This is a genomic window from Polaromonas sp. P3_B4 (assembly GCF_056402835.1).
This window is the reverse complement of the sequence record NZ_JBFUGQ010000006.1, coordinates 1-17,647: the sequence shown is the minus strand read 5'-3', so window position 1 is coordinate 17,647 and position 17,647 is coordinate 1. Positions and strand designations below refer to the sequence as shown.

The following is a 17,647-nucleotide window of genomic DNA, read 5'->3' as shown; positions in this document are numbered from 1 at the left end:
ACCTCAAGGAGATTTGCCATGACAACCAGAATCACAGCGGCCTCCCGGAGGGTGGCCAAACCCCGCGGTCGCATTGTTCGTGCCTTGCTGCGCAGCATCGTCGCCGCCGGCAGCGCGCGGCATCGTCACGTCTTGCCGAAGCGCGGAGATGCACAAGATGACCGCGACCTCGATCAGCGCGTCCGCGAATGCGGCGAGTGGTGAGCACGCCTGGTTCCCTCTCCCCGTTAGTCCACGATAGCTCAGCTGGTAGAGCGCGCGACTGTTAATCGCGTCGTCCCTGGTTCGACCCCAGGTCGTGGAGCCAATTTTTTCTTCATAGCCGCATAGCTCAGTGGTAGAGCAGTGCCTTGATAAGGCACAGGTCGCTGGTTCGATGCCAGCTGCGGCTACCAATTTTCTTTTTTCTGGTGCAAGTGGCGCAGTTGGCAGCGCAGCGGGATGTGACCCCGCGGGTCACCGGTTCGAGTCCGGTCTTGCACCCCACCCCCCCTGCGGGCATAGCTCAGAGGAAGAGCAACCGGCTTTTAACCGGTAGGTCGAGATTTCGAAATTCTCTGCCCGCACCACTCGTCATTCAGCTCTTCGGTTTTTTCGGCTCTTTAGCTCAGCAGGTAGAGCAGCGCCCTTACAAGGCGATGGTCGGGAGTTCGATCCTCTCAAGAGCTACAAAATTCATTCTTTTCACCTTACAGGAGGCCACGATGCATCACGTTCTGCAGCTCGACATCCAGGGGACGCCCCAGGCCTGGATCACGGCTGAAGATGCGGCGTTGCACTATGCCACCGGTACTGTGGCGTGGGAGGAGGGCGACAGCCCCCTCGTCACGCTTCGCGGTGGGTGGAATGTGGCGCGTGGCCGGCAATCGCTGATGGTCATCCAGCCCATCATCGCCCTGCGCGGTTCGCCGCGGCGCAACCTGTTTGAGGTCACGCCGGCCGTATCGAAACCCAAGCTGTTGCGACGGGACCGTTGCACCTGTGCTTATTGCGCTCAGGTCTTCCTCGAAAAAGATCTCGAGGCCGAGCACATCATTCCCGACAGCAAGGGTGGAGCCTACAGCTGGACCAACCTGGTCAGCGCATGCCGTTCGTGCAATGCCCGAAAAGGCGCCCGCACCCCCGAGCAGGCTGGAATGCCGCTGGTCTACCTGCCTTACGTTCCGTCGCTGTGGGAAGACTTCCTGCTGCGCGGCCGCAATGTACGGGCCGATGTCCATGAGTGGCTGGCCGCCCGGCTGCCCAAAGGATCCAGGCTGAATTGAGTTCAGCAGCCGAAGCGGCGCGTCGCGAAAGTGGTGCGCCGCTTTTTTATTGCCGATAGTCCCCTGGATCATCGGCATGCCGTCCAGCATGCCTGTGCGCGGCCCACTGCCGCCATATGGCAGGATCGGCCCGGAGTCACGGCGGCAGAAGGCAACAGGCTATCTGCCTTTAAGATCAACCCGATGAGGTACTGGCGGTGACTGGTCTTGGGGAGAATTCCTGTGCCAGGAATGACCCACCCGTATCATCAGTTCGGGCCGCTATCTGTTTTGAGCGTTACTGCCTTGTATTGAACCCTAATGATTTTTGACAACGACCGTGTTGACGCTGCCATCATCGACCTGGATGGCACCATGGTCGATACCCTTGGCGACTTTGTGGCTGCCCTCAACCTGATGCTGGCCGAAATGCTGCCGGGCCACCCGCCGGCGTTCGGGCTTGATGCTGCAGCAGTGGAGCGCATGGTTGGAAAAGGCTCGGAGCATCTCGTCAAGACCACGCTGAAATATGTCCAGGAGAAGATGGGTATTGCGCTGACAGCTATCGATTTAATAGCGCTTTACGATGCGGCCTACGTCGCTTACCAGCGGCACTACACCCGCATCAATGGCTGGCACTCCACGGTTTATCCGGGTGTCCTGGAGGGCTTGCATGTGTTGCAGCGGGCGGGATTGCCGCTTGCCTGCCTGACCAACAAACCCCTGGCGTTTGCCCGTGAGCTGCTCAAGCTCAAAGGCCTCGACGGTTTTTTTGCGGAGGTGTTTGGCGGGGATTCATTCGAGCGGAAAAAGCCCGACCCGTTGCCCTTGCTGAAAACCTGCGAGAGCCTCGGTACTTCGCCTGCCCGCACGCTGATGATTGGCGACTCCAGCAACGATGCCCGGGCCGCTCGGGCAGCGGGCTGTCCGGTGTTGCTGGTGACGTATGGGTATAACCATGGCGAGCCGGTTCGCGCTGTGGATGCCGATGGCTTCATTGACTCGCTGGCGGAGCTGCGGTTTCAGAAATGACAACGGGGCTTGCGCCCCGTTGAGAGAGTGTGACTTGCGCCGCTTCAGGCGGGTTTGCCGAGCATCGCGTCCTTCAGTTTCCAGTCGGCCGGTTGCGGGCCCAGCCAGATGCGCAGAAGTGCGGTGAAGAACTCTGCTTCCTTGAATGGATCGCCTTGCGGTTTGCCTTTGACCGTGATGATGGTGCCGGTGCCGGGAATCCAGTCAATGGTGAAGTTGTCCCCGGCCACCAATTTTTTCTGGCTGGCGAATATCTGTCCCATCTTGATCAGCCCGGGAATCAGCTTGGACATCTCGTTTTTCGGCGTGTTTTCTTCAAAGGCTTTGGTGAAGCTCTTGCCGAGCTCGTTCGAATCAATTTCGCGCAGCAGCGTGATGCTGACCCGTTTGGGACCCGGGGCCGCGTAGACCTCTTCAGGAGTCACTGCTTTTTTTCCGAGATAGAGCGCGCCGACATAGACCTTGAAAACCGCTTTATAGCGAACGCCTGCGCCGTTCAGGTGGAGCTTGGCGCCGCTCACCTCGACCGGGTCATCGAGCTTGATGCCTGAAACTTCCATAGGGTCGGCCAGGGCGCTGAACGACAGTACCAAACCGGCCAAGCCAGCCATGCATCGCGTTGTCAAAGTCATGAATTTATCTCCAGATAATAGGGGAAATAGAACGAGCGTTCTTTTTTATGGGTTCATTTTGGGTGCGGCTACCCTCCCTTACAAGAGGGTTTGCGAGATAAGCATTACTACCAGTTGTTGTAACTTTGCCAACTGCGCTGGCCTGGAGGCCTCGATGGGCCGCTGTTTGCTACACTTTGTCCTTCATGTTCATTCATCACGTCATTCAGACAGGTTGTGCAGGCCGGGGAGCCTGGCCCTGGCGTACCTGTCATTTCTCGCACGCCTGAGGCGCACGCGGGCTGGCACACTGCCACTTGCCCGTGTATCTGCCGCGGTTTTTGCGACACCCCCCTTGATGCGCTCCGGCCCTGCCGGAGCATCCCGGCCCCATGCTTCGGGGTATTTTGAATGACAGGTGGCTACGCCTTTGAGCGCGTTGCCTCCTTGCGAAGGACTCATCCGTGATCACAGAACTCGAATTTAAAAGCCTGGCCGGCCAGGGCTACAACCGCATTCCCTTGATGGTCGAGGCGTTTGCCGACCTCGAAACACCTCTTTCCCTTTATCTCAAGCTTGCGCATTCCAGAGACGGCGGCAAGTTCAGCTTCCTGCTGGAATCGGTAGTGGGGGGCGAGCGGTTCGGCCGCTACAGTTTTATCGGCCTTCCCGCGCGCACGCTGGTGCGGGCATCCGGTTTTGGGCCAGATACCCTGACCGAAGTGGTGACGGACGGCAAGGTTGTGGAAACCTCCAAAGCCAATCCGCTGGACTTCATCAGCGACTACCAAAAGCGTTTCAAGGTCGCCCTGCGGCCCGGCCTGCCGCGCTTTTGCGGCGGCCTGGCGGGGTACTTCGGCTACGACACCGTGCGTTACGTCGAAAAGAAACTCGAAGCCTCCTGCCCGCCCGACACACTGGGCTGCCCCGACATCCTGTTGCTGCAGTGTGAAGAGCTCGCCGTGATCGACAACCTGTCGGGCAAGCTTTACCTGATTGTTTATGCCGACCCGGCGCGGCCGGAGGCCTACGCGAATGCCAAAAAACGCCTGCGCGAACTCAAGGACCAGCTGAAGTATTCCGTCAGCGCGCCGGTGGTGAAACCGTCGCAGAGTTATCCCGCTGAGCGTGACTTTGCCAAGGCAGACTACATCGCCGCCGTGGAACGCGCGAAGCGGTTGATCGAAGCCGGCGACTTCATGCAGGTGCAGGTCGGCCAGCGCATCAAGAAGCGTTACACCGAGTCCCCGCTGAGCCTGTATCGCGCGCTGCGTTCATTGAACCCCTCGCCCTACATGTATTACTACCATTTCGGCGACTTCCACGTGGTGGGGGCGTCTCCTGAAATTCTGGTCAGGCAGGAAAAGGTCGATGAGGGGCAGAAGATCACGATCAGGCCGCTGGCCGGCACGCGGCCCCGTGCCTCTTCGCCTGAGGCCGACAAGGCCGTGGAACACGAACTGGTGAACGACCCCAAAGAGCGCGCTGAACACGTGATGTTGATCGACCTCGCCCGCAACGACATCGGCCGCATCGCCAAAACCGGCACAGTGAAGGTCACCGAAGCCTTCGCGGTCGAGCGCTACAGCCACGTGATGCACATCGTCAGCAATGTCGAGGGCACGCTGCTGGACGGCATGTCGAGCATGGACGTGCTCAAGGCCACCTTCCCGGCGGGCACGCTCACCGGCGCGCCCAAGGTCCATGCCATGGAGCTGATCGACCAGCTCGAGCCGACCAAGCGGGGCCTCTACGGCGGCGCCTGCGGCTACCTCAGCTATGCCGGCGACATGGATGTGGCGATCGCTATCCGCACGGGCATCATCAAGGACCAGACGCTGTATGTGCAGGCGGCTGCCGGTGTGGTGGCCGATTCCGTGGCCGAACTCGAATGGATGGAAACCGAAGCCAAGGCGCGCGCGCTGCTGCGGGCGTCCGAGCTGGTGGAGGAGGGCCTGGAATGAGCACGCTGTCCCATCCCGTCATAGAGCATTGCGACACCATGGCCGATGTGCGCCGCCACATCGATGCGCTGGACGACCGCATCGCGCCGCTGATCGCCGAGCGCAGCGCTTATGTGGCGCAGGCCGCGCGCATCAAGCAAAGCGCCAGCCAGATTGTCGACAACGCACGCATCGAGTTCATCGTTGATCGTGTGCGTGCACAGGCCCGTGCGGCCGGCGCCCCCGAGGCCATCATGGAAGCGACCTACCGCGCCATGATTGCCGCATCCATTGATTTTGAGCGCGGCGAGTTCACACGCCTGCGCCAGGGAGACTGAACCATGAAGCGCACCAAACTCCTGATGATCGACAACTACGACAGCTTCACCTATAACATCGTCCAGTATTTTGGCGAGCTCGGTGCCGAAGTCGAAGTGTTTCGCAATGACGAGATCACGGTGGCCGAAATCGCCGCGCGCGCTCCTGACGTGCTGGTGGTGTCGCCCGGTCCGTGCTCACCGGCCGAGGCCGGTATTTCGGTGGCGGCGATCCAGCATTTCGCCGGCAAGCTGCCGATTCTGGGCGTCTGCCTGGGCCACCAGGCCATAGGCGCCGCTTTTGGCGGCAAGATCGTGCGCGCCCAGCAGCTCATGCACGGCAAGACCAGTGTCATCACCACCACACAGCAGGGCGTGTTCGCCGGGTTGCCTGAGCAGTTTGTGGTGAACCGCTACCACTCGCTGGCGATCGAAAAAGAATCGTGTCCCGACGTACTGGCCGTCACGGCGCGAACCGACGATGGCGAGATCATGGGTGTGCGCCACACGGAGTTGCCGATCCAGGGTGTGCAGTTCCATCCGGAATCCATCCTCACCGAGCACGGGCACGCCATGCTGAAAAACTTCCTGGAGCAGACGGCATGACCCAAGATGCTATTACTTTGATAGCTGGTCGCGCTTATTCATATTGCCCTGGGGGCAAAAATGACTGATAAAAGAGTCGTTGACCTGCGCAGCGATACCGTCACCCGGCCCACGGCCGCCATGCGTGAGGCCATGCTGGCTGCACCGCTGGGTGACGACGTTTTCGGCGACGACCCGGCCGTCAATGCGCTGCAGGAAAAGATTGCCGGATTGCTGGGCTTTGAGGCCGCGCTCTTCGTGCCCACCGGGACGCAGAGCAATCTTTGCGCGATCCTCTCCCACTGCCAGCGCGGTGACGAATACATCGTCGGCCAGATGGCGCACTGCTACCGCTGGGAAGGCGGCGGCGCGGCGGTGTTCGGCAGCGTGCAGCCGCAGCCGCTGAACCACCACACTGATGGCACGCTGGCGCTTGCCGAGATCGAGGCAGCGATCAAGCCCGACGACGCGCACTTCGCGCGCACCCGGATGCTGGCGCTCGAGAACACCCTGGGCGGCAAGCTGCTGCCGTTTGCGTATGTGCAGCGGGCGACCGTGCTGGCGAAGAAGCACGGCCTGGCCCGCCACCTGGACGGTGCGCGGCTCTTTAACGCCGCTGTGGCGCAGGCTGCGCAAACGGGCAGCAACCCGCTGGCGGAGGCGCGCCGCATTGCGGATTGTTTTGACAGCGTATCGGTTTGCTTCAGCAAAGGCCTGGGCGCGCCGGTAGGTTCGGCCCTGTGCGGCTCGCGCGAATTCATCGCGCGGGCGCACCGCATCCGCAAGATGGCCGGCGGCGGCATGCGGCAGGCGGGCATGCTGGCTGCAGCAGCGTCGCATGCACTGGACCACCATGTCGGACGTCTCGCGCAAGACCACGCCCTGGCCAAATACCTGGCCGACGGCCTGGCGGGCATTGACGGCCTGCAGGTAGAGGCACCACAGACCAACATTGTGTTTGTCGACCTGACCGGCGCGGCGCGGGACCGGTCCGCTGCCTTGCTCAAGCACCTGGCCGGCCAGGGCATTGAGGCCACGGGGCTGTACCGCCTGCGTTTTGTCACCCATCTGGACGTGGACACTGCCGGCGTGGACCGTGCCATCGCTGCCATCCGGCAGTTTTTTAACTGAAAGGACTTAGCCATGCCTGACTTTCAACACCTGTTGCTTTTCATCGCGGCTGGCTGGCTGCTGAACCTGACGCCGGGCCCTGATGTGCTTTACATCGTGACCAATTCACTGCGCTCGGGCGCGCGCGCCGGCATTGTTGCCGGCCTCGGCATCACGGCTGGCTGCTTCGTCCACATCTTCGCGGCGGCCGTGGGCGTCGGTGCCTTGCTTGCCACTTCGGCCACGGCATTCACCGTGCTCAAGTGGATAGGCGCGGCGTACCTGCTGTGGATAGGTGCGAAAATTTTGTTTTCCAGGGCACCGCAGGCCACCACCGACCTCGCCGCGGCGGCTGCCGCCCAGCCGGAGCGGCGCCTGAAAGCCGTCTTCATGGGAGGCTTCTGGACCAATGTGCTGAACCCCAAGGTGGCGATTTTTTTCCTGGCCTTCGTGCCGCAGTTCATCGCCCCCGGCACCGACAACAAGGCCCTGGCCTTTGTTTTGTTGGGGGTGCTGTTCAACCTGAACGCCATTCCGGTCAATTCGGGCTGGGCCCTGGCCGCGGCCTGGATGGCCCGGCGCGATGCCGTGCAGCGCGGGATGCACTGGCTGGACCGTGCAGCCGGTGCCATGTTCATTGCCTTCGGCCTCAAGCTCGCCTTGACCGACCATCCAGCGAGCTGAGTCATTTTCTTCCAGCCCAGAATAAAGAAACGAGACACGCCATGCCCAACACCCACAAGATCACTCCGCAGGAAGCCCTGCAGCGCACCATCGAACACCGCGAAATCTTCCACGACGAAATGCTGCACATCATGCGGCTGATCATGAGCGGTGAGATGTCGCCCGTGATGATGGCCGCGCTCATCACCGGCTTGCGCGTCAAGAAGGAAACCATCGGCGAGATCACGGCCGCCGCGCAGGTGATGCGCGAGTTTTCGACGAAAGTCAATGTGGCCGACAAGACGCATCTGGTCGATATCGTAGGCACCGGCGGCGACGGCTCGCACACCTTCAACATCTCGACCTGCTCCATGTTCGTCGCGGCGGCGGCTGGCGCCAAGGTCAGCAAGCACGGCGGGCGCAGCGTCAGCAGCAAGTCGGGCAGCGCTGATGTGATCGAGTCGTTGGGCATCCATATCGGCCTGTCGCCCGAAGCCATTGCGAAATGCATCGACGAGGTCGGTGTGGGCTTCATGTTTGCGCCCAGCCACCATCCGGCCATGAAGAACGTTGCGCCCATCCGCAAGGAACTCGGCGTGCGCACCATCTTCAACATCCTGGGCCCCCTGACCAACCCGGCCAGCGCGCCCAACATCCTGATGGGCGTGTTCCATTCGGACCTGGTCGGTATCCAGGTTCGCGCTTTGCAGCGCCTGGGCGCCGAGCACGCGCTGGTGGTCTACGGCAAGGACGGCATGGACGAGGTCAGCCTGGGCGCGGCCACCGTGGTTGGCGAGCTCAAGAACGGTGAAATCACCGAGTACGAAATCCATCCTGAAGACTTCGACATGCCTATGGCCAGCAACCGCGCATTGCGCGTAGACACCCCCGAGCAGTCCAAGGCCATGCTGCTGGGCGTGCTGGACAACCAGCCGGGCGCGGCGCGCGATATCGTGGTCCTGAACGCCGGGGCGGCGCTGTATGCCGCCAATGTGGCCGACTCCATGAAGGCTGGCATCGTGCTGGCGCGTGCGGCGCTGGAGTCGGGCGCGGCCAGAGCCAAGCTCGATCAGCTGGTCAGCCACAGCCAGAAGCTCGCCTGACGGCTTGCCGGCTGCGCAGCTATCTATTCCCGTGCGGTCACGCGCGCGTCGGTTGCGGCGAAATGCAGGCCGACCGTGCTGCCTGGTTCGGCCACGCTCAGCAGGGCGTCACTGAACACCAGCAATTCACCCAGCGGCGTGAGCACCACGCTTTCGATCCGGCTACCCAGATAAGCCTGCCGCAGGACTTTTCCTGTCAGCGTGCTTGCTTCCAGTTCGCCGATACGGATGCGGTGTGGGCGTATGGCCAGCGCCACAGCGCCATCGGGCATGCCAGGCGGCGGGACAACCCGCACATCAACCTGGTCGGCGCGGAAGAAATGCTGGCCCTGCAGTGTGACCAGTTCGCCGTTGATCAGGTTGGCGTCGCCGATGAAGTCAGCCACAAAACTTGAGACGGGCGCTTCGTACAAATCGCGCGGCGCGCCCATCGTTGCAATGCGTCCCTTTTGCATGACCACAATGCGGTCCGACACCGCCAGCGCTTCTTCCTGGTCGTGCGTCACGTAGACCACGGTGAGCTTGAGGTTCTGCTGAAGGTCGCGGATGTCCTGGCGCACCTTGCGGCGCAGCTTGGCATCCAGGTTCGACAAGGGCTCGTCAAACATCAGCACGGCCGGCTCCAGCACCAGTGACCGTGCCACTGCCACACGTTGCTGCTGCCCGCCGGACAGCTCCGACGAGAGCCGGTCGGCGTAGTCGGCAATGCCGAGCAGATCCATCTTGGCTTTTGCCAACGCCACGGCCTGCGGTTTCTTCATGCCGGATGCGAGCAGGCCGTAACACACGTTCTCCAGCGCACTCATGTGCGGGAATAACGCGTAGGACTGGAAAACCAGGCTCACGTCGCGTTGATTGGCCGACCTGCCGGTCACGTCCCGTCCATCGATGCGGATCACGCCCTCGGAAGGTAGCTCCAGGCCGGCGATCAGCCGCAGCAGTGTTGTCTTGCCGCAGCCGGAAGGCCCCAGCAAGGTCACCAGCTCTGCCTTGTCGATGGTGAGATCAAGCGGATGCAGCGCAACCACCTTGCCGAAACGCTTGACGACGCCTTGAAACTCCACAGCGGCGGGGGACGGGGTCATGGCAGGGCCTGTTAAAAAATAAGTGAAACGAAAAAGATGTGACGATGGCGCAGAGGCTCAAGCGGTCGACACCGCGCGCCGCCCCAGCTCCGCATTGCCAATGAAGCGCTGGATCAGCAGGACACAGACCAGCATGATCACGATGAGCACGGACGAATAGGCAATGGCCAATGCGTATTCGCCGACTTCGACACGGCCCGCGATGTAAACCGTCGCAAGGTTGTGCTGGGCGGTCGCCAGGAAAATCACCGCGCTGACGGCTGTGATGGCATGCGTAAAACTGAACACCAGGCTGGCAATGATGGCCGGGCGCAAGAGCGGCAGGATGACCCGCGCGAACGTGCGTGATGTGCTGGCGCGCAATGTGGCGGATGCTTCGTCCAGCGACCGGTCAAGCTGCGACAGGGCTGATACCGTGGCCCTCACGCCCACCGGCATGTTGCGAAACACCAGGCACAGCACGATGATGGCGAAGGTGCCGGTGAATTCAAGGGGCGGCACGTTGAAGGCGACGATATAGGCCACGCCGATGACGGTGCCCGGCACGGCGAAGTTCACCATGGTCAGGAACTCGAAGGCCCGCCGACCCTTGAATGCATGTCGGCTCACGACATAACCTCCCAGCAGGCCCAGCGCGGTGGTCAGGGGTGCGGCAACAGCGGCAACGCCGAGCGTGGTGAACAGGCTGTTCCACGCCGAGCCCGAAAACACCAGGCCCCCGGCGCCCCAACTCAGCCCAAACCCGGTCTGAAAGTGCTGCAGCGAGGGCGTCAGGTCAAACCTTCCGATGTCCTTGACCACGCCGCCGATCAGGATGATGCCGTATGACAGCACGGTCAGCGCGACCCAGGGCAGAACCAGCGCCAGCGCCCCCCACTTGACGCCGGTGGGCAGTGCGGCGGGCAGGCCGCTATCGCCTTTTCCGCTCACGGATGTATAGGAAGCTTTGCCGATCCAGCGCTGCTGCAGTGCAAAGATGCCGACCGTCAGCAGCAGCAGGGTGACGGCGAGGATGGCGGCGCGCGAAGCGTCGTGCTGCGCCCCGGCGATGGCGAAGAAAATCTTCGTCGACAGCACCTCGAAATTTCCGGAGAGCACCAACGGGTTGGCAAAGTCCGCCAGGCTTTCCACAAAGCCCAGCAGGAAGGCATTGGCAATGGCGGGGCGCACCAGGGGCCAGGTCACGGTGCGAAATACATGCCACGGCGAACCCCTCAGCACCTGGCCGGCTTCTTCCAGCGTCGGGCTGACCAATCGCAAGGCGCCGCTGATCAGCAGGAAGGCCAAAGGCGTAAAGCAAATCACCTGCGCCAGCAGTACGCCCGGCAGGCCGTAGATCCAGCGCGACCTTGCAATGCCGAACCAGTCGCTCATCAGCTGCGTCACCATGCCGGTGCGGCCGAAGAGAATGATGATGGCCAGGCCGATGACGAAAGGCGGCGTGACCACCGGCAGGATGGACAGCACGCGCAGGCTGCCGCGAAAACGCTGACCGCCGCGCTCGGCCAGCAGGGCCAGCGCAAAACCGAAAAGCGTGCTTCCGATGCCTGCAAGGGTGGCCAGCACGATGGAGTTGATGGCCACGCCGCAACGGACGTTGCCGGCGATGCAACCCGCGCCCCAGATGTCCTCGCTGAAAAACCGGGCGGCGGCAGTCTGGATCAGCCAGTTCCCCCGCTCGTCCACAAAAGCCGCCAGCAGCATGCGCCCGATTGGGTAGATGACAAAAATGGCCAGCAGCAGGGACAGGATGCAGACAATGCCGGAAATGGCGGCATCACTCTTGAAAGCGCCGGCGCGTGTTGCCAGTAGGCTTGCGACGGCGGCCAGCACGCACCCGCCGGCAACATAAGCTGAGCTCTGGGTCCACGGCATCAGCAGCACGCCCGCTGCAATGCCCAGTGCTGCCAGCAGCCAGCTCAGCGGATCAGCCCGCACGCGTGGGGCGGCTGCCATCACTGCAATGGGTGTAGTCAAGGTGCGACGTGATTCATCAGTGAGCAATGGAATTGCGGGATGTGCTCAGCGCTCACTTGGGCAGTGCCCCGATGTCCTTGTCCCATTTGCCCAGCAGGCGCGAGCGTTCGGCCGAAGCGCCGTACTTGGCGAAGTTGTAGTCGATCAGTTTGACGTCGGCCAGCTTGGGCGCCTGCGGCGGCAAGGATGCTTTTTTATTGGAGGGGTTCTGGTACGAATGCGCGACCGTGGCAATGTCCTGCGCTTCAGGTGTCAGGGCCCAGTCGTACCATTTTTTGGCGTTGGCCAGATTTTTGGCACCCTTGATGATGCTCATGCTGCCGATCTCGTAGCCCGTACCCTCGCACGGTGCGACCACCTTCAGGGGCGCGCCTGCCACGGCGTGCGTGACGGCGTCGTGCAGGAAGGTGATGCCGATCATGCTTTCGCCGGTGGCTGCCGCACGGGCCGGCGCAGCGCCCGACTTGGTGTATTGGTTGATGTTGCGATGAAGGGCCTTCAGGTAGTCGAACGCCTTGTCTTCTCCCATGATCTGCACGAGTGTGGCGAGCAGCGTGTAGGAAGTGCCCGAGGAGTTGGGGTTGGCGACCTGGACTTCCCCCTTGAACTCCGGCTTGATGAGATCTGCCCAGCATTTGGGTTCGGGCAATTTGCGTTTGGCCAGCTCGACGGTATTGAAGCTGAACCCCAGGGCGCCGGCATAAACGCCGACCGTGCGGTACTTGGAGGCCTCGGCTTGCCGTACTGCCCAAGGGTGCAGGTCGGCCAGTTTGGGCGATTTGTAGGGCTCGGTCAGACCTTCTTCAGCGGCCTGAAGATGAGGGTCGCCCGTGCCACCCCACCACACGTCACCGCGCGGGTTGGCTGCCTCGGCCTTGATCTGGGCATAAGTTTCGCCCGAGCTCTTGCGTGTCATTGACACCTTGATGCCGGTGGCCTTTTCGAAGGCGGTCACCATGGGCCGGCACCATTCTTCCTGGACGTTGCAGTAAACCACCAGTTCTTCGGCTGCGCGGACCGAAGGCGATATCGCGCACGCCATGGCCGCCAGAAGCAATCCCGGAACGAGTGATTTGAATGTGAACTGTCTCATCTATGTCTCCTTCTTTATGTCGTCAATAGCGCCTGGGGGTGCGGCGTTGAGGCCACCTTAGCAGCCGTCAGCGCAGCGGTATACCCGTTAAAACGCTTAGTTCGGAGGCCAGCCTGGCGTTGGTGGCCAGCACCGCGCTACCTTGGGTCAGTCCGCCTTCGGCCCAGAAATCGTTAACGCGGCCGCCTGCCTCGCGCACCAGCAGCAGGCCAGCCGCGACGTCCCATGAATTGATATGCGCTTCGGCGTAGGCTTCGCAGCGCCCGGCGGCCACATAGGCCAGCCCCAGCGCGCCGGAACCCGCGCGGCGCACCGAACAGCCCGCATGCATGCACTGGCTGACCAGCGCGAGGTAGGGGTCTGGCGACAGGCGCGAAGACCAGCCAATTTCGACCGTGGAGGCGGCCAGCTCGGCCAGCTCGCTGACCTGGAGCCGAACGCCGTTGCACCATGCGCCATGGCCGTTTTGCGCGATGAAGAGCTCGTCGTGCATGGGCTCATAGATGGCGCCGGCTTCGAGCTCGCCGTTGACCATCAGGCCCAGGGAGATGCAGAAATGCGGGATGGCCCGGGCGAAATTCGCCGTTCCATCCACCGGGTCGACAATCCAGAGGCGAGCTGTGCCGCCGGTTTCTCCTCCTGCTTCCTCCCCCAGCACGGCGTCTCCCGGAAAGCGCCGTTCGATCTCCGCGCGCACATACTGTTCTACCGCACCGTCGGTGACGGTCAGGTAGTCCTGCCGGCCCTTGAGCGAGTAGGCGGGCTTGTCTGGCGCGTTGAAGGCGTCGCGCATCATGGCGCCGGCCGAACGGACAATTTCTTCAATGGCGTCAGTGAGTGCGGTCATGGGAAGGGTGTAGGGGATATCCGATGGAGGTCGCCTTGTGTGCGAGCCGGGTCAGGCGTGGCACCTAAAGCGGGTAAAACGAAATGTTAGTGCCGGGGCGTATCCGGCTGTAGCGGGTTTGCGCTAAGACGCCGCGAAACCTGGCCCTGCGAGTCGCCCGGCCGCATCTGCCAAAATCGGGGCATGTCCGATATCCTGAACCAAATCATTGCCGTCAAGCGTCAAGAAATTGCCGATGCCATCCGCCGCAAACCGCTGGACGTGATGCGCGAAGATGCCGAATCGCGTGTCCTGACGCGTGACTTTGTGGGTGCGCTGCGCGCCAAGATCGCAGCGGGTCAGCCCGCGGTGATTGCCGAAATCAAGAAGGCCAGCCCGTCCAAAGGCGTGCTGCGCGCCGACTTCATTCCAGCCGACATCGCGCAAAGCTATGCCGAAGGTGACGGCGAGATCAGCGCCGCCTGCCTTTCGGTGCTGACCGACAAGCAGTTCTTCCAGGGCAGCATTGATTACCTGAAGCAGGCGCGGGCCTCCTGCAGTCTGCCGGTGCTGCGCAAGGACTTCATGGTGGACCCTTACCAGGTGTATGAAGCGCGCGTCATGGGCGCTGACTGCATTTTGCTGATTGCTGCCTGCCTGGACGACGCGCAGATGCAATCGCTTGAAGCGCTGGCCATGTCGCTGGACATGGCGGTGCTGGTCGAGGTACACGACGAAGCCGAACTGGAGCGTGCGCTCAAGCTCAAGACGCCGCTGATCGGCATCAACAACCGCAACCTCAAAACTTTCGAGGTCTCGCTGGACACCACGCTGGGCATGCTGGCCAGGGTGCCGGCGGACCGCCTGCTGATTACCGAGTCGGGCATTGCCACGCCGGCGGACGTGCAGCGCATGCGTCAGGCAGGTGTGAATGCATTCCTGGTCGGCGAGGCCTTCATGCGCGCGGAAGAACCCGGCCTTGCACTGGCTCAATTGTTCGGTAAAAGATAGGCTGTAAAGCCATGAACCAGCTGCTTGACGCCATGAAGGCGCCTTTGCCCAACCGGCTTACCACTGCTGACCCCGCCGCCTGGCCGGTAGCGCCCGGCTGGCGGCCGACCACCGATGCATTTTTTGGCAGTCCCACCGGCGAGAAGTTGCTGGGCTTTCTGCGAGGCCGCCTGGCGGAGGGTGTGACGATCTTTCCGCCGCAGCCGTTGCGCGCGCTGGAGCTTACGCCGCCCGAAGAAGTGCGTGTTGTCATCCTCGGTCAGGACCCGTACCATGGGTTGGGCCAGGCCGAGGGGCTGGCGTTTTCCGTCGCACCCGGTGTGGCCCTGCCGCCCTCGCTGCGCAACATCTTCAAGGAGTTGCAGCGCGACCTCGGTACGCCGCCGCCCCAGTTTCCGGTGCCCGGCGGCAGCCTGGTGAAGTGGGCGACACATGGGGTGCTGTTGCTCAACACCTGCCTGACGGTCGAGGAAGGGCTGCCGGCCAGCCACGCCGGCAAGGGCTGGGAGGTATTGACCGATACCCTGATCCGCCAGGTGGCGGAAGGCGACCACCCGGTGGTGTTCATGCTGTGGGGTGCACATGCCCAGAGCAAACGGTCGTTGATTGATGCGAAGCGTCACAAGGTGCTGGTGGCCAACCACCCGTCGCCGCTGTCGGCCATGCGGCCACCCTTGCCCTTTATTGGTTGCGGCCATTTCTCACAGGCGCGCGACTGGCGTGATGCACACCCAAAGGCCTGATTTGCTATTGTTTTAATAGCTGCTCGCGCTTGTCCTGTTTGGTTTGAAGGCCGAAAATCCATAAATTCTGAAGATGGGCTAAAACTCCGCCGGAAGGCTGCCCACGTAGTCGCGCCGGATATTGACCGTGCTTTGCAGGCCCAGCGCCTCGAAATGGCGGCGCAGCCAGCGTTTGGCCGCGCCCTGGCCCATCTCAAACAGTTTTTCGATCATGGCCGTATCGGCCGACATCTTGCTGGACGAGGGCAGGCTTTCCAGCGCCTCGCCGCCGTCGATGCGGTGCAGCAGCAGGCTCTTGTATTTCTCGCCCTCCTGCAAGCGGCCATCGGCCAGCAGGCGGTTGATGAAATCGATGGTCCGCATCTGGGACAGCAGGCTGGCGTTGAAGGTCAGCTCGTTCACCCGGTCTGCGATGTCGTGAGGCGTGTGGGGAATCTCGGGGCGCCGCAAGGGGTTGATCTGGACAACGATGATGTCGCGGCTGCTGCAATCACTGATGAGCGGCAGCAGCGAGGGATTGCTCGAAAACCCGCCATCCCAATAGTGCTGGTCGTCAATTTCAACCGCCTGAAACAGCGTGGGCAGGCAGGTGGACGCCATCACCGCCTGCAAAGTCAGGCGTTTGCCGGCAAAGATTTCTGCCCGGCCGGTGGTGACGTGGGTTGCCGATACGAAAGCCTTGGTTGTGTGCATGGCCGCAATGGCGTGAAAGTCGATTTCTGCCTCCAGCAGTTTGCGCAAAGGGTTGATGTCCAGCGGATTAGCCTGGTAGGGCGACATCCACTGTGTCATTGCGCTGTTCTTTAAGTTTGCACTCACTTTGTTGGCGGCCCAACCCCCAATGAGCATCTTGCTGATGCTGTCAGCCATGGAGCCGAGGCTGCCCATGGCGGCAACGCCCTGCCAGACCCGGCTGAGCGACGCACGTGCCGCCTCCCGCGGGTTGGTTTTTTCGGGGGAATTGTCTTTTTGGGCGGTAGCGAATCCGTGTGCCAGCGCTACGGCGTTGACCGCCCCGGCGCTGGCACCGCTGATGCCGTCAAACTCGATGCGCTCGTCCGCCAGCAGGGCATCCAGCACGCCCCAGGTGAATGCACCGTGCGATCCGCCGCCCTGCAAAGCAAGATTGACCCGGCGCAGGGAAGACGGCTCAGCGGGGGAGGAAGGCAGTGCGGGTACGGTGACAGTGCTCATGCGTAGACGGTCTCACGTTATCCAGGTTGGCCGGTGGCGCGGGAGGGTGCCCGGGACGGCAATATCCATGCGACTCACTCTGGCATTGATGAAAGGCTGCCACATCATGCCCGAAGCCTGGCCGCAGCCGCCACGGGAGTGCGGCAGGGTCTGGGGGTTAGGGCCGGACCGGGTTATGCCGCGTTTTCGGGGGCTTTCCGCGGTACCCACGGGCATCCCGGGGTGAAGGTTTGGTCGGGAGATGCGCTGGCAAGGCATGCGGCAGCTTTTTTTAATGCTTTTTGCCATGCCTTGGCATTTCGTCCGACATAAAACCGTGGCATAATCCGAGGTTCGCTTGAAGGATGGGTGCCCGAGTGGCTAAAGGGGGCAGACTGTAAATCTGTTGGCTAACGCCTACGCTGGTTCGAATCCAGCCTCATCCACCAGATTTTGTTTTGATTTTGGCAAGCGGGCGGCGCAAAGTAATCACGTAAAAGTGTGTCGCGTAAAGCGTGTTTTGGGTCGTAAGTGATTTTGGTGTGAGTTGAATTTGGCAGAGCTGCGCGGGAGTAGTTCAATGGTAGAACCCTAGCCTTCCAAGCTAATGACGCGGGTTCGATTCCCGTCTCCCGCTCCATAAAGCTGCTTTATGGTTCTGCTTTTGAATCTTGCGCCGGGTTGCAATTATGGTTTTGAGTTCAGCCCTTTTGGCTCAGTGGTAGAGCACTCCCTTGGTAAGGGAGAGGTCGCGGGTCCGATTCCCGCAAAGGGCACCAAATTTTGAGTCGGTGTGGCGTACGAGGCGCTGTTGCTGGCTGTAGTGGTAACTGGTTTTGTAACTCTTTATAAATTTCTGGAGTTGAAAAAATGGCAAAAGGCAAATTTGAGCGGACCAAGCCGCACGTCAACGTAGGCACGATTGGCCACGTGGACCATGGCAAGACGACGCTGACGGCGGCGATCACGACCGTTCTGGCATCCAAGTTCGGCGGCGAAGCCAAGGGCTACGACCAAATTGACGCGGCGCCCGAAGAAAAAGCGCGCGGCATCACCATCAACACCGCCCACGTCGAGTACGAAACGGCCAACCGCCACTACGCCCACGTCGACTGCCCAGGCCACGCCGAC

At 61.8% G+C, this 17,647-nt stretch carries 18 protein-coding genes and 8 tRNA genes; 20 read left to right on the top strand and 6 right to left on the bottom strand.

Going from position 1 to position 17,647, the window contains the following annotated elements; translation table 11 throughout:
* Positions 1–18 precede the first annotated feature (18 nt).
* The 8 genes from AC1DVV_RS22650 (at position 19) to gph (ending at position 2,276) form a co-directional block, all read left to right on the top strand.
* Positions 19–204, top strand: a complete 186-nt coding sequence (locus tag AC1DVV_RS22650) for a hypothetical protein (RefSeq protein ID WP_457282297.1) — start codon at positions 19–21, stop codon at positions 202–204.
* A 27-nt stretch (positions 205–231) separates the two neighbouring features.
* Positions 232–307 (top strand) — tRNA-Asn (locus tag AC1DVV_RS22645).
* 13 nt (positions 308–320) lie between these two features.
* Positions 321–395: transfer RNA gene (locus tag AC1DVV_RS22640), tRNA-Ile, on the top strand.
* A 15-nt stretch (positions 396–410) separates the two neighbouring features.
* Positions 411–486 (top strand) — tRNA-His (locus AC1DVV_RS22635).
* An 8-nt stretch (positions 487–494) separates the two neighbouring features.
* Positions 495–569: transfer RNA gene (locus AC1DVV_RS22630), tRNA-Lys, on the top strand.
* 27 nt (positions 570–596) lie between these two features.
* Positions 597–669, top strand: a tRNA-Val gene (locus AC1DVV_RS22625).
* Between the two features lie 35 nt (positions 670–704).
* Positions 705–1,265: an HNH endonuclease gene (locus AC1DVV_RS22620; protein WP_457282296.1), complete on the top strand. Its 561-nt coding sequence runs from the start codon at positions 705–707 to the stop codon at positions 1,263–1,265.
* Positions 1,266–1,565: 300 nt separating this feature from the next.
* Positions 1,566–2,276: a phosphoglycolate phosphatase gene (gene gph / locus AC1DVV_RS22615; protein WP_457282295.1), complete on the top strand. Its 711-nt coding sequence runs from the start codon at positions 1,566–1,568 to the stop codon at positions 2,274–2,276.
* A 44-nt stretch (positions 2,277–2,320) separates the two neighbouring features.
* Here gph and AC1DVV_RS22610 read toward each other — a convergent pair whose 3' ends face one another.
* Positions 2,321–2,908, bottom strand: coding sequence for a chalcone isomerase family protein (locus tag AC1DVV_RS22610; protein WP_457282294.1), 588 nt, complete (start codon positions 2,906–2,908; stop codon positions 2,321–2,323).
* Between the two features lie 443 nt (positions 2,909–3,351).
* On the opposite strand from AC1DVV_RS22610, the gene trpE reads away from it, so the two are divergent.
* The 6 genes from trpE to trpD are packed head-to-tail and all read left to right on the top strand — an operon-like array spanning position 3,352 to position 8,608.
* Positions 3,352–4,851, top strand: a complete 1,500-nt coding sequence (gene trpE, locus AC1DVV_RS22605) for an anthranilate synthase component I (protein ID WP_457282293.1) — start codon at positions 3,352–3,354, stop codon at positions 4,849–4,851.
* A complete protein-coding gene (locus AC1DVV_RS22600; protein WP_457282292.1) occupies positions 4,848–5,168 on the top strand; it encodes a chorismate mutase in 321 nt (106 codons plus the stop codon). The genes trpE and AC1DVV_RS22600 overlap by 4 nt, the downstream gene beginning before the upstream one ends.
* Before the next feature lie 3 nt (positions 5,169–5,171).
* On the top strand, positions 5,172–5,753 hold the full coding sequence (locus AC1DVV_RS22595) for an aminodeoxychorismate/anthranilate synthase component II (RefSeq protein WP_457282291.1): 582 nt from the start codon (positions 5,172–5,174) through the stop codon (positions 5,751–5,753).
* A gap of 60 nt (positions 5,754–5,813) precedes the next feature.
* Positions 5,814–6,863 (top strand): low-specificity L-threonine aldolase, encoded by a 1,050-nt coding sequence (gene ltaE / locus AC1DVV_RS22590; protein WP_457282290.1) that lies wholly within the window; start codon positions 5,814–5,816, stop codon positions 6,861–6,863.
* Between the two features lie 12 nt (positions 6,864–6,875).
* A complete protein-coding gene (locus AC1DVV_RS22585; protein WP_457282289.1) occupies positions 6,876–7,526 on the top strand; it encodes a LysE family translocator in 651 nt (216 codons plus the stop codon).
* A 41-nt stretch (positions 7,527–7,567) separates the two neighbouring features.
* Positions 7,568–8,608 (top strand): anthranilate phosphoribosyltransferase, encoded by a 1,041-nt coding sequence (trpD, locus tag AC1DVV_RS22580; RefSeq protein ID WP_477702636.1) that lies wholly within the window; start codon positions 7,568–7,570, stop codon positions 8,606–8,608.
* 23 nt (positions 8,609–8,631) lie between these two features.
* Here trpD and AC1DVV_RS22575 read toward each other — a convergent pair whose 3' ends face one another.
* The 4 genes from AC1DVV_RS22575 to AC1DVV_RS22560 form a co-directional block, all read right to left on the bottom strand.
* Positions 8,632–9,693, bottom strand: a complete 1,062-nt coding sequence (locus AC1DVV_RS22575) for an ABC transporter ATP-binding protein (RefSeq protein ID WP_477702635.1) — start codon at positions 9,691–9,693, stop codon at positions 8,632–8,634.
* Positions 9,694–9,750: 57 nt separating this feature from the next.
* The gene (locus AC1DVV_RS22570) at positions 9,751–11,649 is read right to left on the bottom strand and encodes an ABC transporter permease (protein WP_477702634.1); all 1,899 of its coding nucleotides are present in this window, start codon (positions 11,647–11,649) and stop codon (positions 9,751–9,753) included.
* A 73-nt stretch (positions 11,650–11,722) separates the two neighbouring features.
* A complete protein-coding gene (locus AC1DVV_RS22565) occupies positions 11,723–12,763 on the bottom strand; it encodes an ABC transporter substrate-binding protein (RefSeq protein ID WP_477666891.1) in 1,041 nt (346 codons plus the stop codon).
* Positions 12,764–12,830: 67 nt separating this feature from the next.
* The gene (locus AC1DVV_RS22560) at positions 12,831–13,610 is read right to left on the bottom strand and encodes an inositol monophosphatase family protein (protein WP_477666890.1); all 780 of its coding nucleotides are present in this window, start codon (positions 13,608–13,610) and stop codon (positions 12,831–12,833) included.
* A 183-nt stretch (positions 13,611–13,793) separates the two neighbouring features.
* Here AC1DVV_RS22560 and trpC point away from each other — a divergent pair, with 183 nt between their 5' ends.
* A complete protein-coding gene (trpC, locus tag AC1DVV_RS22555) occupies positions 13,794–14,600 on the top strand; it encodes an indole-3-glycerol phosphate synthase TrpC (RefSeq protein ID WP_457282283.1) in 807 nt (268 codons plus the stop codon).
* Positions 14,601–14,611: 11 nt separating this feature from the next.
* Positions 14,612–15,343 carry a uracil-DNA glycosylase gene (locus AC1DVV_RS22550; protein WP_457282282.1) on the top strand — a complete coding sequence of 244 codons (732 nt, stop codon included), beginning with the start codon at positions 14,612–14,614 and terminating at the stop codon, positions 15,341–15,343.
* 78 nt (positions 15,344–15,421) lie between these two features.
* On the opposite strand, the gene AC1DVV_RS22545 is transcribed toward AC1DVV_RS22550, so the two are convergent.
* Positions 15,422–16,537, bottom strand: coding sequence for a patatin-like phospholipase family protein (locus AC1DVV_RS22545; protein ID WP_477702632.1), 1,116 nt, complete (start codon positions 16,535–16,537; stop codon positions 15,422–15,424).
* A 342-nt stretch (positions 16,538–16,879) separates the two neighbouring features.
* Between AC1DVV_RS22545 and AC1DVV_RS22540 the strand changes: the two genes are divergently transcribed.
* From AC1DVV_RS22540 to AC1DVV_RS22525, 4 genes are all read left to right on the top strand, one after another.
* Positions 16,880–16,965 (top strand) — tRNA-Tyr (locus AC1DVV_RS22540).
* A gap of 117 nt (positions 16,966–17,082) precedes the next feature.
* Positions 17,083–17,156: transfer RNA gene (locus tag AC1DVV_RS22535), tRNA-Gly, on the top strand.
* Between the two features lie 64 nt (positions 17,157–17,220).
* Positions 17,221–17,295: transfer RNA gene (locus AC1DVV_RS22530), tRNA-Thr, on the top strand.
* Positions 17,296–17,386: 91 nt separating this feature from the next.
* Positions 17,387–17,647, top strand: a 261-nt coding sequence (locus AC1DVV_RS22525; protein WP_477707240.1) for a GTP-binding protein, incomplete at its 3' end; no start/stop codon positions are given.